Genomic DNA, 17,427 nt, shown 5'->3' with positions numbered 1-17,427 from the left:
AAACCCTATTCCGGTGGACGGACTTCAAGAGGCCTGCCAGGAATGGGAAATCATAAGGAATCCATGAATCGATTTCATCATTTAACCCTTTGGCATTTAATGAAGTTGATTCGATCACTTGTTTTGCACGAAAGGGGTTAACCATGCTAGGACTTGTCAAAAAGATTTTCGGCGACACCAACGAGCGTGATGTCAAACGTCTCATGAAGACGGTCGATGTAATCAACCAATTGGAACCGCAGTTTGAGGCGCTCTCGGACGAGCAGCTACGAGCTAAAACAGAAGAGTTCCGCGCACGGATCGAGAAAGGTGAGACGCTGGAGGAACTGCTCCCTGAAGCGTTTGCGACAGTCCGCGAGGCTTCCAAACGGACGCTGGGCAAACGTCATTATGATGTCCAGCTAGTCGGAGGTATGGCCCTCCACGAAGGGAAAATCGCTGAAATGAAGACCGGTGAAGGTAAGACCCTGGTGGGTACACTGCCGGTTTATTTGAATGCCCTCCTGGGGAAAGGTGTTCACGTTGTTACCGTCAACGATTATCTGGCGCAGCGTGACAGCTCTGAGATGGGGCAAATATATAACTTCCTGGGCATGACCGTCGGGGTGAACCTGAGCGGCATGGAGCATGCGGAGAAGCAGCATGCGTATGCATGCGATATTACGTATGGAACGAATAATGAATTCGGCTTCGACTATCTCCGCGATAACATGGTGCTGTATAAAGAGCAGATGGTACAGCGTCCGCTGTATTTCTGTATCATTGACGAGGTTGACTCCATTCTGATCGACGAAGCACGGACACCGCTGATCATTTCAGGTCAAGCGCAGAAGTCGACGGAGCTGTACTTTGCGGCAGACCGTTTTGTGAAGCGTCTCGTACCGGAGGAAGACTACACGGTCGATATCAAGGTCAAGGCCGTTTCGCTGACCGAGAAAGGTGTGGCGGCAGCCGAGCGCGCTTTTGGCATCGACAACCTGTACGACCATAACCATGTAACCTTGAATCACCACATTGTTCAGGCGCTGAAGGCCAATGTCATTATGCGCCGGGATGTCGATTATGTCGTGACGGAAGATGAAATTGTCATCGTCGACGAATTTACGGGCCGCCTGATGGCAGGTCGCCGTTATAGCGATGGTCTCCATCAAGCGATCGAAGCCAAGGAAGGCATTGAAGTTCAGAATGAGAGCATGACGCTTGCGACGATTACGTTCCAGAACTACTTCCGGATGTACCGCAAGCTGGCGGGTATGACAGGGACGGCGAAGACGGAGGAAGAGGAGTTCAAGAAGATCTATGGTCTTGAAGTGCTCCAGATTCCTACCAATAGACCGAACCGTCGTAACGACATGCCGGATGTCGTCTATAAGAGTGTAGACGGCAAGTTCAAGGCCGTTGTCAACGAAATCGTGGAGCGTCACCAGAAGAACCAGCCGGTGCTGGTTGGTACGGTCTCCATCGAGAATTCCGAGCGACTGTCCGAGATGCTCAAGCGCAAGGGCGTTAAGCATAAGGTGTTGAACGCGAAGTATCATGCGGAGGAAGCTGAGATCATCTCCAAAGCGGGCCAGCCAGGCGCGGTTACAATCGCAACGAACATGGCAGGACGCGGTACGGATATTATCTTGGGTGAAGGCGTTCAGGAGATTGGCGGTCTGCACATCATCGGTACAGAGCGCCATGAATCCCGCCGGATCGATAATCAGCTCCGCGGTCGTGCGGGTCGTCAAGGGGATCCGGGCTCGACCCAGTTCTACCTGTCGCTCGGGGATGAACTGATGAAGCGTTTTGGCACTGATAACGTGCTGAACATGATGGAGCGCCTGGGCTTCGAAGAAGACCAGCCGATTGAGAGCAAGATGATTACACGCGCGGTGGAATCGGCTCAGAAGCGGGTAGAAGGCAACAACTTCGACATGCGTAAAGTCGTTCTGCAATATGACGACGTGATGAACCAGCAGCGCGAAATCATCTACAAGCAGCGCCGTGAGATTCTGGAATCCGAGGACATCAAGCAGATCGTCCTGGATATGATCAAGCCTGTTATCCAGCGTGTGGTAGAAGCGCACTGCAGTGACGATATTCCGGAGAACTGGGAACTGCAGGAAGTGGCCGATTACGTTAACAACAAGCTGCTTGATGAGGGCGCGATTACCCGTGAAGATCTGTGGAGCAAAGAGCCGGAAGAGATGGTGGAATACATCTTCGGACGCGTGCTGAGCAAGTATGAGGAACGCGAGCAGGCACTCGGCCATGAAATGGTTCGGGAGTTCGAGAAGGTTATCGTCCTGCGTGCCGTAGACAGCAAGTGGATGGACCATATCGATGCGATGGACCAGCTTCGTCAAGGTATTCATCTCCGTGCTTACGGCGGTACCGATCCGCTGCGTGAATACCAGTTCGAGGGCTTCGAAATGTTTAATGCCATGATTGCGACGATCCAGGAAGAAGTGTCGACCTACATTATGAAGGCACACATCGCTACGAACCAGGAGCGCCAGGCTGTCGTGGACGAGAACAAGGTATCCACCAACAGCGGCGGTGAGCCTGCACAGAAGCGTCCGGTTCAGGTCGGCGATCAGGTGGGCCGTAACGATCCATGTCCATGCGGCAGCGGCAAGAAGTACAAGCATTGTCATGGGCAGAACGCTTAAGTAACCAAGCGTTGTCCCGTATGATGTGAAGTGAATATTGACCCGCGCTTAGGAACGAGCGTGATTACCGGCTCCCTTAAGAGCAGTGGCAATCTTGGCGGCCTTTAAATGGCCTTCTGGATGCCGCTGTTCCTTAAGGGAGTTTATGTGAATAAATGGATATTTCGTCACGCTTTTCGTGTAGAACAGGATATACTATAAATCGAAATACGGATTAGAGAAAGGGCGATAAACATATGATCGATCCAAGTGTAAAGCAAGACCTGCGCGAGATTAGCAAGAAACTAACCAACCTTAGGGGGTCTCTTTGACTTAGATTACAAGCAGGAGGTCATTGAGAGCTTAGAAGAAAAGATGGCTGCACCGGATTTCTGGGATGACAATGAGAAGGCCCAGAGCATCATTTCGGAATTGAATGGCGTCAAATCCAGTGTGGAGCAATATCAGAAGCTGCAGCAGGAATATGACGATGCGGTTGTCATGATCGAGCTAGCGGATGAAGAGGGCGACGAATCGCTCAGCGGTGAGCTCGGTGATTCCGTCAAGGAGCTGGTGAAGCGGGTGGAGGATTTCGAGCTTCAGCTGCTGCTGAATCAGCCTTATGACAAAATGAATGCCATTCTGGAGCTGCACCCGGGCGCTGGCGGAACCGAGTCTCAAGACTGGGGGCAAATGCTGCACCGGATGTATACCCGCTGGGCGGAAAAGCGCGGCTTCAAGGTAGAGACGCTGGATTATCTGCCGGGAGATGAAGCTGGCATCAAGAGCGTGACGCTCCTCATCAAAGGCTTCAACGCCTACGGCTACCTGAAGGCGGAGAAAGGGGTGCACCGTCTCGTACGCATCTCGCCGTTCGACTCTTCCGGTCGGCGCCATACCTCGTTTGTATCCTGTGATGTTGTGCCGGAGATTACGGATGATGTTGAGATCGAAATCCGTACCGAGGATTTGAAGATCGATACGTACCGCGCTAGCGGCGCTGGCGGACAGCATATCAATACAACGGACTCAGCGGTCCGGATCACCCATATCCCGACCGGGATCGTTGTCACCTGTCAGAACGAGCGCTCCCAGATCAAGAACCGCGAGCGCGCGATGACGATGCTTCGCTCCAAGCTGTATGAACGGAAGCTGGAAGAACAGCAGAAGGAACTGGCCGAGATTCGCGGTGAGCAATCTGACATCGCTTGGGGAAGCCAGATCCGTTCGTATGTGTTCCATCCTTACAGTATGGTCAAGGATCACCGGACCCAGGTGGAAACCGGAAATGTCGGTGCGGTGATGGACGGAGATCTGGATGCTTTCATTGATGGTTATTTGCGCAGCCAGATCCGGCACGACGCCGAATAAGACCCCTGAGGAGAGATTTGACCCGTTATGGCCCAATCCGTTCGTAACGCGAATGTTCGCAACCCAAGGAAGCGCGAGCCGCTCATCCCGATGAACGGCCCGCTTCGACAGACTGTCGATACTTTGTTTATCATTATCGGCTCATTTATTATGGCCGTATCGTTTAATTTGTTCTTTCTGCCGAACCAGATTGCTTCAGGCGGCGTGGCCGGCCTGTCGGTTCTGGCTGAAGCCTGGCTAGGCATCGAGCCGGCCTATACGCAGTGGGGACTCAACATCCCGCTCTTCATTCTGGGCTTCTGGCTGCTGGGCAAGGAGTATGGCATTCGCTCGCTGCTTGGGAGCATCGTGCTCCCGCTATTCGTTTATTTGACGAAGGACTGGCCGGTTCCAACCTCCAATGCCCTGCTGGCCTCCATTTATGGAGGGATCGGCGTCGGGATTGGGATGGGGCTGGTCTATCGCGGACGCGGCTCCACCGGCGGAATGACGATCGTGGCACAGCTCCTGCAGAAATACAGCGGACTCAGCTTCTCCATCAGCGTCGTGCTGATGGACGCAATCGTCATCTCCTTGGCTGCGCTGGTGCTGTCGCCTGAGCAGGCGTTGTTTGCGCTTATCGGTCTTTATGTGACCGGCAAGGTGATCGACGGTATCGAGCTTGGTTTCAGCTTCACCAAGGTCGCATATATTATATCGGATCGTACGGAGCCGATAACAAAAGCCATACTGGAAGATATGGACCGGGGGTTAACAAAGCTGACGGCCGAGGGAGGCTACACCGGCGAGAAGCGAACGGTGCTGATGGTCGTGGTGAGCCAGAGCGAGATTCCGAGGCTGAAGACGGTTGTCCAGTCGGTAGCGCCTGATGCATTTGTCATTATCAGCAATGCGCATGAGGTGCTCGGCGAGGGCTTTCGGGATATTAAAGGATCGTCCTGATTCTCCTGGTGAGCGGATGACCACGAACACGCCAGCTTCTATCACGATATGTGCTTTTTGAAGGATCCTTATAATAGGGAAAGTATAGATACAGCTTCTGCAGGCTGACCGCCTGCGGGAAGCTGTATTTTTTTGTTTTTATGAATAACCATTGTATTTATATGAATGTGGTCGTATAATAATACATATTTATGAGACGGATAACAGAAATCGATGATCGTTTAGCCCGGCGGCCGGAGCCGCTTGTCGTATACATGCTTGCCCAGCAGTACGTGGAGAGAGGATGAGTCATAATGGTACAAGAGAAGTTGAGAGTTGCAATCGTAGGTTCAACAGGCTACGGAGGAGTGGAGCTGATTCGACTATTGCAGGCGCACCCACATGTGGAGATCACATCGGTCATTTCTTCGTCCAGCGCAGGTGTGCCGATATCGGAGGGCTTCCCGCATTTAACCCATATCATTGAACGGAATCTGGATGGTGTTGAGCCGGCTGACATTGCCGCTGTGGCCGATGTCGTGTTTACGGCCACCCCTTCGGGTGTCAGTGCCAAGCTCGTTCCGCAGCTGCTGGCGGCGGGGCTGAAGGTCGTTGATTTATCCGGTGACTTCCGCCTCAAGGACGGCAGCGTATATGAAGCGTGGTATAAGCACCAGGCGCCGGACAGCGAGTGGCTGGCCAAGGCGGTTTACGGGTTAAGCGAAGTATTTGGCAGCGAGGTCACGGGACAGTCCTTCATTTCGAACCCGGGCTGCTATCCGACCGCGACGCTGCTGGGACTTATCCCGGCGCTCAGCGCGGGCTGGATTGACCCGAAGACGCTGATCATTGATGCGAAATCAGGCGTTTCGGGTGCAGGCCGCGGAACGAGCCTGACGACGCATTATGCGGAGATTAACGAAAACTTCAAAGCCTATAAAGTGAATAAGCATCAGCACATTCCTGAAATCGAGCAGGTACTGAGCCAGGTGAGCGGAGCGCCGGTGACGGTTACGTTCACTACTCATCTCGTACCGATGACAAGAGGAATTATGAGTACGATGTACGCATCGCTTCTGGGCACATATACTGAAGATGATTTGATCGAACTGTATCGCCAGTATTATGAAGGACGCCGATTTGTCCGCATCCGCGATAAAGGCGTATGGCCGGCAACGAAAGAGGTTAGCGGGTCCAACTACTGCGATATCGGCTTTTCCGTCGATGCCCGCACCAACCGGGTAACCTTCATATCGGTCATCGATAATGTGGTGAAAGGTGCTGCAGGTCAGGCGATTCAGAACCTCAACTTGATGATGGGATGGGAGGAAAGCCTCGGACTTACGTTTACACCAGTGTATCCGTAAGCGGACGAGGGGACATGAACATGGAACAGAAGCTGTATGCGATCGTTGATGGTGGAAGTATTGTAACGCCGAAAGGATTCAAAGCCGCAGGTTTGCATTGCGGGCTTAAGAAGACGGATCGTCATGATCTCGGGGCCATTGTATGCGACGTGGCTGCAACTGCGGCGGCGGTCTATACGACAAACGCGGTGCAGGCTGCCCCGCTTCAGGTGACGCGGGAGAGCCTCCGCAGCGGCAAGCTGCGGGCGATTGTGGTCAATAGCGGGAATGCGAATGCCTGCACAGGCAAGCAGGGATTGGAGGACGCTTACGTCATGCGTTCGAGCGCTGCCGAGCAGTTTGACGTGGCAGAGGACGATGTGGCTGTTGCTTCGACAGGCGTTATCGGCGAGCTTCTCCCGATGGACCGGGTGACCTCGGGCATTACCGGGCTGCCGGCCCGCCTCAGCGGGGATGCGGAAGGCGCTGAAGCGTTCAGCCAGGCGATTTTGACAACGGATCTGGTGAAGAAGGAAGCCTGCGTCACCGTCAAGGTGAACGGAGTCGATGTGACCATCGGCGGTGCGGCCAAAGGCTCCGGCATGATTCATCCCAATATGGCAACGATGCTCGGGTTCGTGACGACCGATGCGGTTATCGATCAGGAAGCGCTGCAGCAGCTGCTGCGCGATACAACCAATACAACCTTTAATATGATTACGGTAGATGGAGATACGAGCACGAATGACATGCTGATTGCAATGGCGAGCGGCCTTGCAGGCAACGAACCGCTAACGCCGGCTCATCCGGACTGGGAGGCCTTTGCGGCCGGATTCCATGATGTGTGCCGAGTGCTGGCGATGGCGATTGCCCGTGACGGCGAAGGGGCCTCGAAGCTGATCGAAGTGCGGGTCAAAGGCGCAGAGTGCGACGAGGACGCGCAGGCGATTGCGAAGACCGTGATTGGCTCGAGCCTGGTCAAATCGGCGATGTTTGGCGCGGACGCCAACTGGGGCCGAATTATTGCAGCCGTCGGGCGCGCAGGACGTCCAGTGAACCCGGAGACGGTGGACATTCACATCGGCCCGATCCATGTGCTGGAGCAGTCCAGACCGGTTCCTTTTGACGAGGAGGCTGCGCTTGCCTACCTGCAGGGCAGCATGGTGGAAATTAACGTGGACCTGCATATCGGAAGCGGCAGTGCAACTGCGTGGGGCTGCGACCTCACATACGACTATGTGCGGATTAATGCGGCATACCGGACATAGGCCGGTCAAGGCAACGGGGAAGCGGCGATATCGAGAGACGATATTGAGATCAGATTACGCGTGAGAACCTAAATTCACGGGTATGAAATATGGAAACAGCTTAACAAGTTCGGATCAGGAGGGGACGAAACATGAAAAGTGTGACAGAACACCAGGAGCAGCAGCAGGGGGCTGTAGCCGCCGGCGGGACGTTTGTCATGAAATGCGGGGGCAGCACGCTGGCTGCCCTTCCGGATAGCTTTTTCGAGGATTTGGAGAAGCTGCAGCAGCAGGGAGTCCATGCGGTCATCGTTCATGGCGGCGGACCTGCCATCTCCGGCAATCTGGAGAAGCTGGGCATCGAGACGGAGTTCGTGAACGGACTTCGGAAAACGACGGAAGAGGTGCTGGACGTGGTCGAGATGGTGCTTGCAGGCACCATTAACAAGCAGATCGTGCGCCGAATCCAGCGTGCGGGCGGCCAGGCGATCGGTCTGTCAGGCTCCGATGGCGCGCTCATTCAGGCAAAGCCGGTGACGAATCATGCGGAGGTCGGCTTTGTAGGCGATGTTACTGATGTAAAGTCCCCGATCCTGACGGGCATGATGGATATGGGGTATATCCCGGTTGTAGCGCCGATTGGCGTGGACGCTGCAGGACAGCGATACAACATTAATGCCGATACGGCGGCAGGGGCAGTGGCCTCTCATCTCGGCGTGCAGCAGATGATCGTGGTTACTGACGTGCCGGGCATCTTGAAAGGATCCGGAAGCGAGAAGCGGGTACTTCCTTCCGTGACCGTCCAACAGATCGAGGATATGATCGGAACGGGTGAAATCTACGGCGGCATGATTCCGAAGGTCAGAGCGGCGATCAGCTGCATCCACGGCCAGGTGCGCGAGGTCGTGATCGTGGACGGAAGCGAGCCGAATGTGCTAAGCCGCGTGCTGGCAGGGGAGAAGCTCGGTACACGCATTGTGCGGATGTAAATGCAGGCGGAATTATTTCATACATCATTAAACCATTGAAAGCCGAAGGAGCGTGGAGGGTCATGGGAAAAGAAAGCTCGTTGTTCCAAACGTATGCGAGATATCCGATCAGTCTGGTGAAAGGGGAAGGCAGCTGGCTATGGGATGACCAGGGGAACAAATACCTGGACTTTATGTCAGGCCTGGCGGTGACCAATCTCGGTCATGCCCCTGCCAAGGTCAAGGAGAAGCTGAAGGGACAGCTGGATGAGCTGTGGCATGTATCCAATCTGTTCCACATTCCGGGCCAGGAAAAAGCGGCCGAGCTGCTGACGGCAAATACGTGCGCGGATGCGGTCTTTTTCTGCAACAGCGGGGCAGAGGCGAATGAAGCCGCCATCAAGCTGGCGCGCCGCTATCACCAGAAAGTGAAGGGAACGCAGCGCTTTGAGATCATCACTTTCGCGCAATCCTTCCATGGACGCACGTTGGCAACGTTGACCGCGACCGGTCAGGACAAGGTGAAGGACGGATTTCTTCCGCTTCCAGCCGGCTTCAAGACGGTGCCGCTGCATGATCTTCCGGCACTGGAGGCAGCGATTACGAAGGATACAGCGGCGATCATGCTGGAGATGGTCTTGGCCGAAGGCGGCGTGCATCCGGTGGAACCGGAGTTCCTGAAGGCGGTCAGCGAGCTGTGCAAGCAGCATGGCCTGCTTCTCATCGCCGACGAGGTTCAGACCGGCATGGGGCGTACAGGCAAGCTGTTCGCGCATGAGCATTACGGGATTGAGCCGGATATCTTCACGGTGGCCAAAGGCCTCGGCTCCGGCTTTCCGGTAGGCGCCATGCTCGGCAAGGGCTTCCTGCGTGAAGCCTTCACGGCGGGGAGCCACGCCTCCACCTTCGGCGGCACGCCGCTGGCAAGCGCAGTGGTCACTGCCACCATCGAAACGATGCTGGAGGATCAGGTGCCGCAGCGAGCGGCAGAAGCGGGCGAGTACTTAATGGGCAAGCTGAACGAGAAGCTGGGCAGCCATCCTTTTGTCAAAGCGATCCGGGGCAAGGGCCTTCTGATCGGGATGGAATGCGCGGAGCCGGTCGGTGAGCTGGTGCTGAAAGGTCAAAGCCGGGGACTGCTGTTTGTCACAGCCGGACCGAACGTGATCCGTCTGCTTCCTAATCTGTATGTCACCCGTGAGGAGATGGATCAGGCAGTCGAACTGCTGGCTACACTCATTCAGGAGCATACGGCGGTTAACCAGGCATAGAGAGTCGTGATACAATGAGAACATCGATTAGATACAGCAAGGAGGATGCAGTTTATGGCCGCTAGCGGACAAGTGCAGCAATTGGACCTGAAAGGGCGCGACATGATCGAGCTGGACGATTATTCAACCGAGGAAATCCAGTATCTGCTTGACTCGGCGATAGAGCTCAAGCGCAAACAGAAGAGCGGAGAGGTGTACCAGCCGCTGAAGGGAAAGACGATCGGACTGATCTTTGAGAAGTCGTCCACACGGACGCGGGTTTCGTTCGAAGCCGGTATGTTCCAGCTTGGCGGACACGCGCTGTTCCTGAGCAAAAACGACATTCAGCTCGGGCGCGGAGAACCGATCAGCGACACGGCCCAGGTCATGTCCCGCTATTTGGACGGCATCATGATCCGCACATTTGGTCATGACAATGTGGTCAATCTGGCGAAGTATGCTTCGATCCCGGTCATTAACGGGCTGAGCGACATGGCGCATCCTTGCCAGGTGCTGGCTGACCTGCAGACGGTGCTGGAGCATAAGGGCAAGCTGAAGGGGCTGAAGATGGCCTTCATCGGGGACGGCAACAACATGGCCCACTCCCTCCTGATCGGCGGGGCGAAGATGGGGATGCATGTGGCTGTCGCAAGTCCGGAGGGCTACCAGCCGGATGCCGGCATCGTGCAGCTGAGCCGTGAGGTTGCAGCCGAGTGCGGCGGTCAGATTACGGTGACCCAGGACCCGATCGAGGCGGCCAAGGATGCCGATGTTGTATATACGGATGTGTGGGCAAGCATGGGCTTTGAAGAGGAGCAGGCGCAGCGGGAAGCGGCTTTTGCCAACTATCAGGTGAATGAGGATCTCGTCAAGGCTGCGAAGCCGGATTATCTGTTCCTGCACTGCCTGCCAGCCCATCGCGGGGAAGAGGTCAGTGAAGGCGTGATCGACGGACCGAATTCCGTCATTTTTGATCAGGCGGAGAATCGCCTTCATGCGCAGAAAGCGCTGATGGTTGCTTTGATGGGATAATAAGCTAGAAACGATCGTAAGAACATCGGCTGCTGGTCTGCAACAGCAACAGGCTGAATACGATGGCGGCACGAACGACGGATAAGATGAGATTCTGATGAGATTTTGAAGTAACAGGGAGAGGGAGTTTGGATAAGATGGCTAAACAAAAAATCGTACTGGCGTATTCGGGCGGTCTCGACACGTCGGTCATTCTGAAATGGCTGAAGGAAACCTACGACGCAGAGATTATTGCATTCACCGCGGATATCGGGCAAAAGGAAGAGCTGGACGGCCTGGAGGAAAAGGCGCTTGCGACCGGTGCTTCCAAAGTGTATATCGACGACCTGCGGGATGAGTTTGCCAATGACTTCATCTTCCCGATGTTCCAGGCGGGCGCGATGTATGAAGGGCAGTATCTTCTCGGTACAAGCATCGCCCGTCCGCTGATTGCCAAGCGCATGGTAGACATTGCCCGTGCGGAAGGAGCAACTGCGATCGCGCACGGCGCGACTGGCAAAGGGAATGACCAGGTTCGCTTTGAGCTTGGCGCGGCAGCGCTGGCGCCGGAGATTGATGTCATCGCGCCATGGCGGCTGGAGGAGTTCCGCAACCAGTTCCCGGGTCGCGCAGAGATGATCGCTTATGCGGAAGCCCACGGCATTCCGGTAACGGCTTCTGCAGCGAAGCCGTACTCCATGGACCGCAACCTGCTTCATATCAGCTATGAGAGCGGCGTGCTGGAGGATCCATGGTTTGATGCAAGCGCTGAGGAGAACAAGGATATGTACCTGCTCAGCGTGTCGCCGGAGGATGCGCCGAATGAGCCTGAATACGTTGAGCTTGAGTTCAAGCAGGGGAACGTCGTTGCGATCAATGGCGAGGCGTTGACGCCGCTTCAGGTCATGGAGAAGTTGAACGAGCTTGGCGGCAAGCACGGCATCGGCCGGGTGGATATGGTGGAGAACCGCTTTGTGGGCATGAAGAGCCGGGGCGTGTACGAGACACCGGGCGGAACGATTCTGTTCACCGCGCACCGCAAGATGGAGTCGATCACGATGGACCGCGAGGTGATGAACCTGCGGGACAGCCTGATCACACGCTACAGCACGCTGGTGTACAACGGCTTCTGGTTCGCGCCGGAGCGGCTGGCTATTCAGGCGCTGGTTACAGAGAGCCAGAAGAATGTCAGCGGTACGGTTCGCCTGAAGCTGTACAAAGGCAACATCATCGGCGCTGGTGTGAAAAGCCCGGTCAGCCTGTACAATCCGGACATCGCAACGATGGAGGCGGATCCGACGCAGGCCTACGACCAAGGCGATGCTACAGGCTTCATCCGTTTGAACGCCCTGCGGCTTAAAGTAGCCGCCGGTGTCGATCAGAATCAATAACGAACCGGTTTCGTGCCGGAATCGCGAAGATACAAGTTTAGGCGGAAGGCCGTTTTCATGTCGGAGTGAGGGAGGTAGCGGTCTGGGGGGTCCGGATCGAATGCCAACTTGCCATTCTTTCGGCGGGAAGCGGCCATCTGCCTTAAGTAAGAGAGGGGCAAAAGGTGTGAGCAAGCTATGGGGCGGACGTTTTACGAAGCAAACAAACGCATTGGTTGAGGAATATACGGCGTCAATCGGGTTTGACAAACAGCTGGCCGAAGAGGATATCCAGGGCAGCCTGGCCCATGTGACGATGCTGGGCAAATGCGGCATCCTGCCGCAAGAGGACGTGGAGACGATCAAGGCGGGGCTGAACAAGGTGCTGGACCGCATCCGCGAAGGCAGCGTCGACTTTTCGGTGTCGGATGAAGACATTCACATGAACATTGAGAAAAATCTGATTGCGGAGGTCGGGCCGGTCGGCGGCAAGCTGCATACCGGACGCAGCCGTAACGATCAGGTGGCAACGGACATGCATCTGTATTTGCGGAACCGGGTAGTGGCGCTGACGGGCATGCTGCATGAGGTGCAAGCGGCGCTGCTTGGACAGGCCAGAGAGAATCTGGACACGATTATTCCGGGCTACACCCATCTGCAGCGTGCCCAGCCGATTCTGTTCGCGCATCATTTGATGGCGTATGTGTCGATGTTCCAGCGGGATGTGGACCGCCTGATCGACAGCTACAAGCGCATTAACCTGCTGCCGCTCGGCGCGGGGGCGCTGGCGGGCACGACGTTCCCGATTGATCGTCATTTTGTAGCCGAGCAGCTTGGCTTTGATGGCGTGTACGAGAACAGCCTGGATGCGGTCAGTGACCGGGATTTCATCCTTGAGTTTTTGTCGCATGCCTCCATCATCATGATGCATCTGTCCCGCCTGAGCGAGGAGCTCGTGCTCTGGAGCAGCACGGAGTTCAACTTTATTGAACTGGACGATGCCTTCTGTACAGGCAGCAGCATTATGCCGCAGAAGAAAAATCCGGATGTGCCGGAGCTGGTGCGCGGAAAGACCGGCCGTGTCTACGGCAACCTGATGGGTCTTCTGACCGTGCTGAAATCTCTTCCGCTGGCCTACAACAAGGATATGCAGGAAGACAAGGAAGGCATGTTCGACACGGTTGCAACGCTGGAGGGAGCGCTGCAGCTGTTCGCGCCGATGATTGCGACGATGAAGGTGAACAAGGGGCGGATGCGTGAGGCGGTGAATACCGATTTCTCCAACGCGACCGATATTGCCGACTTCCTCGTTGGCAAAGGCATGCCGTTCCGTCAGGCGCATGAAGTGATCGGCAAAACGGTACTGTACTGCATTCAGAACAACAAATATTTGCTGGATCTGAGCATCGAGGAGTTCAAGCAGTTCTCCGAGCTGTTCGATGACAGCATCTATCATGTGCTCCAGCCGGAGACGGTTGTGAATGCCCGCAATGTGTATGGAGGTACTGCCGAGCCTCAGGTTCAAGCCGCGATCGGCCGTGCCGAGCAGACGCTGAGTGCAACGAAAGCATGGGTCGAGGCGCACAGCGTATCAAGCAACGGGTAAGTCAGCCGGTGTATGACAATAGTAAAGGTCGAAGACCTGCTCGTGATGAGCGGGGGCTTCGACCTTTTTTTGCTTGCGATCCAGAATCAGCGAGCCAGCCAGGCCGAAGCGCCGGGCCGGTGTTCGTCTTTCGTGGTGCAGGGCGAAGTTACGCCTGCGTTGATCTCAGCGGGAGCCATTTCAGCACATCCTGGATTTTGGCATCCCAGTAGCCCCATTCATGGGAGCCTGGACCTTCTTCGTAAGTATAGTCAAGCGAGGTTTCTTCGCACACCTGCTTGAAATTCTGATTGCTCTCATACAAGAAATCTTCAGTTCCGCAGCATTGATAGAGTTTAGGCTTCGGCCCTTCGGAGCGATCCAGTTCCTTTACCAGATGCAGCAGGTCGTTCTCGGTTCCGGTAATGTCCTGCTCGCCATAGATGAGCTTGAAGTCAAACTGACGCTCGGGCGCATACGGATTACGGAGGGCGCCGGCCATATCGAGCGCGCCGGACAGGCTGGCTGCAGCGGCAAAAGCATCCGGCCGGCGAAGCGCCAGCTTGAATGCCCCGTAGCCGCCCATCGACAGTCCGGCTACGAAATTGTCCTCCCGCTCATGCGACAGCGGGAAGAAGGATCTGGCCAGCGTAGGCAGCTCTTCGCTGATAAACGTCCAATACTTGCCGCCGTACTCCATGTCGGTATAGAAGCTGCGATGAACCTGCGGCATGACTACGGCGATGCCCATTTGGGCGACATACCGTTCAATCGATGTCCGGCGCAGCCAGATGGAGTCATCGTCGGACAGCCCGTGCAGCAAATAAAGCACCGGATGGCGCTCGGCGCGCACGCGGCCCTCCATGCCGATCTGGGTGGCGGTCTGCTGCGGGAGAATTACGGTCATGGACGTGCTCAAGCCGAGCACTTCCGAGAAGAAACGACATTCGATCAGTGCCATGAAGAACGAACTCCTTTCAGAATAGAAGGTTGGAATGACATCTAACGGAATTTCTTGGCAGCATCATTAGCTGTACTTTGATCATATCATATCCGGCGCGCTAGAATGATAGCTTCTTCTCGGTCTTGAGACCGAGGCGTCTATCCGCCAGCGGTCGGTTACAGGCAAGCGGGCAATGTGCTACAGTGGGTGTAATGAAATAGAGCGTTGGCAGACCCGGACGGACCCGGGATGCTGATATCTAACCTGAGAGAATCGGAGGGCCTCCCATGAGTGCATACGAAAAGAGAAGCGACCTGAAAATATCCGGTGCAGGAAACGGTTCAGGCGGCGTGTACGATAAAGTGAAGATCGACGGCGCTGGCACGGTCAACGGCGATGTGGACTGCCATGACTTTGTTGCCAACGGCAGTGCGAAGGTGCAGGGACAATTGAAGGCTGAAGCGATTCGCATTCACGGCTCGGCAAGCGTGGAGGGACCTGTCCAATCGGAGTCTATGAAAATATATGGAAGCGGCGGCTTCAAACAAAATGTCAGGTCTCGTTCGATCTATGTGGCAGGGCATTGTGCCATCAAGGGGCAGTGCCAGTCCCAGGAGCTGGAGCTGACAGGCAGCCTTAGCGTGCACGGCGACGTGCAGAGCGAGGTGATGCAGTCCAAGGGAAGCTTCCATGTGGACGGCAGACTGCATATCGGCAAAGCGGATATCCAGATGGTTGGCCCCTGCAAGGCGATGGAGATCATCGGGGATGACGTTGCCGTCACAAGAAAAGGAAAGAAGTTCTGGGATCTCCTGAATTTTTCTTGCAAAATGCCGGGGCTTGAAGCCGATCTGATCGAAGGCGATATTCTTCATCTGGAGTTTACCGAGGCCGATATCGTGCGCGGCAATCGCGTGACGCTCGGTCAAGGCTGTAAGGTACGTCTGGTGGAATACAGGGACGAACTGCATCAGGACCCTCAAGCCAAGGTTGGCGAAGCGCGGCGGATCTGATGCGTCAAGGTCGTTTGGCCTTCAACTTTCATGAAAGCCCGCAGATGCTGAATGCTCAGCTGTCTGCGGGCTTTCACGCGGTTCCCGGGCGGGTGGAGTGAGTGGGCCACCACATGCAGTCCATCGATTGCCGTCAGCTATGTGACGCCGTACACAGGCCAACGGGCGCAGAGGGCATCCCACCCCATGAGCCTGGGCAGGGAAGTATGCTGGTGTCAGGTCTCGCTGCCGTTTAAGGCGTGTCTGTGCTGATACCGTCCTCGACGATTTTCTCCTGCGGCGTTTCGGGCGCCTCAGGCATTCCGGCCCCTTTCGGATTAATGGCGATGATGCTGCTCTGTGCCCGGTACGTGTCCTTGGAGATTCTTTCGGTTTCCACCACGCTGCCGTTCACCTTCTTGGTCCGGTAGGTTTCGACGACATACCCCGGCTTTCCGTTCTGGATCACTTGCCGGAATCCGGGCGGAAGTGCGGCGTTATGAATGATTTTCTCCGGGGAAGGCAGCGTCTCAACCGTTTTCGATTCCAGCTCATAGACGGTGTTTTCCGGGAAGGTCCCGAACATTTTTAATGTCAGGGTTCCGTTTATAACCTCGGAGCGGATTAACAAATGCTTGCCGGTGTTGTTGCGAAACCGGAAGTTGATCGCCCCTTCGGCGAAGGTAGCATCCTGCCCCTTCGGCATGTAACTGACGGGCAAGGAATGATTGCGACGCTCGGTAATCTCGAGCCCGATCAGCAGCGCCGCATGATAAACCGTGCTCGATACCTGACAGATTCCCCCGCCGATTCCCGGCACCAGCCTGCCGTTCACGATGACCGGAGCCTCCTGGAAGCCGTATTCCTTCTCGGCAATCTCGATAATATGAGCATAGTTGAATTCATCGCCGGGCTTGAGGATCATCCCGTCCACCGCCTTGGCCGCAGCGGTGACGTTATGTACCCTGCCGGGTGCGCTCGCCCCGAGGGAGGTTGAGGTCTCGATGATTTTCCGCTCGATTCCTTCCGCCTTGAGCGATTTGACCGTCTGCGCAGGCTGCATCAATGTGAGGGGAAGCTCGACGGCGATGCCCTCCTGCTGCCCGGCTTCCAGATCGGAGAATTCACCCGGAATGGCGGCGCTGAACCGGTCGTAGAAGAGCGGCCAGTCGATCCGGTAAGCGGTTCTTTCCGGCGTGTACCTGACCACATCATCCTCTGAAATGCTCCGCACGGCGTTGACGGGTTCCCCGAAACGCTTCTTCTCCCATTCTTCGGAATATCGTGCCTTCAGAACATCCCGGTTCCAGTGAGCGGACAACTCGAAGTTTCTCTCGAAGTTTTTCCGGTACATGGCCCGGGTCCATATATCCCCCTCGGACAGTTTATTGACTGCGTCGATAAATTCCTCTGCATGAAACGTCACTCCTGCCTCACCGAGCGAGAGTTGCTCTGTTTGCCCCTTCAAACCGTCGGCTTGAAGCTCCAGCCTGACGTCTTGCATCGTGTTCAGCCGCTGCTCCAGCTCCTCAAGCACCGTTTGCGCCTCCTGTCCGCCGACATCCCAGCCGGACACTACGACGCCCTTTGGCAATTTGGTCTGATCTGCATACAAGTGGAGCAGACCGTACCCCACTGAACTGATTAGCACCAAACCGATAACAACAATAAAACCAAGATGAATTTTTTTCATGAAGAGACCACCTTTTACTTCGTATTGGCCGGAGTTCATGCACGGGATCTGTGTGTGACATGCACTTGTTCATATATATGTCAGAGAGCCTTCA

At 55.5% G+C, this 17,427-nt stretch carries 13 protein-coding genes; 11 read left to right on the top strand and 2 right to left on the bottom strand.

Annotated elements, in window-relative coordinates:
• Positions 1 to 143 precede the first annotated feature (143 nt).
• From secA to argH, 10 genes are all read left to right on the top strand, one after another.
• A complete protein-coding gene (secA, locus tag CHH67_RS19570) occupies positions 144 to 2,657 on the top strand; it encodes a preprotein translocase subunit SecA (protein WP_095267033.1) in 2,514 nt (837 codons plus the stop codon).
• Between the two features lie 236 nt (positions 2,658 to 2,893).
• Positions 2,894 to 4,007, top strand: a protein-coding gene (gene prfB, locus CHH67_RS19565) for a peptide chain release factor 2 (RefSeq protein ID WP_144029288.1) whose coding sequence is annotated in 2 segments (ribosomal slippage) — positions 2,894 to 2,965 and positions 2,967 to 4,007 — 1,113 coding nt in all. Because the reading frame shifts where the segments join, the coding sequence is not laid out codon by codon here.
• Between the two features lie 27 nt (positions 4,008 to 4,034).
• Entirely contained in the window at positions 4,035 to 4,949 is a 915-nt protein-coding gene (locus CHH67_RS19560) for a YitT family protein (protein WP_095267029.1), read from the top strand.
• Positions 4,950 to 5,242: 293 nt separating this feature from the next.
• On the top strand, positions 5,243 to 6,295 hold the full coding sequence (gene argC / locus CHH67_RS19555) for an N-acetyl-gamma-glutamyl-phosphate reductase (RefSeq protein ID WP_095267027.1): 1,053 nt from the start codon (positions 5,243 to 5,245) through the stop codon (positions 6,293 to 6,295).
• A gap of 20 nt (positions 6,296 to 6,315) precedes the next feature.
• Entirely contained in the window at positions 6,316 to 7,542 is a 1,227-nt protein-coding gene (gene argJ / locus CHH67_RS19550) for a bifunctional glutamate N-acetyltransferase/amino-acid acetyltransferase ArgJ (protein ID WP_095267025.1), read from the top strand.
• Between the two features lie 131 nt (positions 7,543 to 7,673).
• Positions 7,674 to 8,510: an acetylglutamate kinase gene (argB, locus tag CHH67_RS19545; RefSeq protein ID WP_095267023.1), complete on the top strand. Its 837-nt coding sequence runs from the start codon at positions 7,674 to 7,676 to the stop codon at positions 8,508 to 8,510.
• Between the two features lie 62 nt (positions 8,511 to 8,572).
• Positions 8,573 to 9,760 carry an acetylornithine transaminase gene (locus CHH67_RS19540; RefSeq protein WP_095267022.1) on the top strand — a complete coding sequence of 396 codons (1,188 nt, stop codon included), beginning with the start codon at positions 8,573 to 8,575 and terminating at the stop codon, positions 9,758 to 9,760.
• A gap of 54 nt (positions 9,761 to 9,814) precedes the next feature.
• Positions 9,815 to 10,771, top strand: coding sequence for an ornithine carbamoyltransferase (argF, locus tag CHH67_RS19535; RefSeq protein ID WP_095267020.1), 957 nt, complete (start codon positions 9,815 to 9,817; stop codon positions 10,769 to 10,771).
• 137 nt (positions 10,772 to 10,908) lie between these two features.
• A complete protein-coding gene (locus CHH67_RS19530) occupies positions 10,909 to 12,141 on the top strand; it encodes an argininosuccinate synthase (protein ID WP_095267018.1) in 1,233 nt (410 codons plus the stop codon).
• 166 nt (positions 12,142 to 12,307) lie between these two features.
• The gene (gene argH / locus CHH67_RS19525; protein WP_095267016.1) at positions 12,308 to 13,726 is read left to right on the top strand and encodes an argininosuccinate lyase; all 1,419 of its coding nucleotides are present in this window, start codon (positions 12,308 to 12,310) and stop codon (positions 13,724 to 13,726) included.
• 148 nt (positions 13,727 to 13,874) lie between these two features.
• On the opposite strand, the gene CHH67_RS19520 is transcribed toward argH, so the two are convergent.
• On the bottom strand, positions 13,875 to 14,666 hold the full coding sequence (locus tag CHH67_RS19520; protein WP_095267014.1) for an alpha/beta hydrolase: 792 nt from the start codon (positions 14,664 to 14,666) through the stop codon (positions 13,875 to 13,877).
• A 269-nt stretch (positions 14,667 to 14,935) separates the two neighbouring features.
• Between CHH67_RS19520 and CHH67_RS19515 the strand changes: the two genes are divergently transcribed.
• Complete coding sequence (locus tag CHH67_RS19515) at positions 14,936 to 15,661, top strand: polymer-forming cytoskeletal protein (RefSeq protein WP_095267012.1); 726 nt, start codon at positions 14,936 to 14,938, stop codon at positions 15,659 to 15,661.
• A gap of 232 nt (positions 15,662 to 15,893) precedes the next feature.
• On the opposite strand, the gene CHH67_RS19510 is transcribed toward CHH67_RS19515, so the two are convergent.
• A complete protein-coding gene (locus tag CHH67_RS19510; RefSeq protein WP_095267010.1) occupies positions 15,894 to 17,333 on the bottom strand; it encodes a VanW family protein in 1,440 nt (479 codons plus the stop codon).
• Positions 17,334 to 17,427 lie beyond the last annotated feature (94 nt).

It is taken from the genome of Paenibacillus campinasensis, assembly GCF_002272015.1.
Lineage (GTDB): Bacteria > Bacillota > Bacilli > Paenibacillales > Paenibacillaceae > Paenibacillus_AQ > Paenibacillus_AQ campinasensis.
Note: the sequence above shows the minus strand (reverse complement) of the source record. Positions and strands in the feature narration are given on the sequence as shown.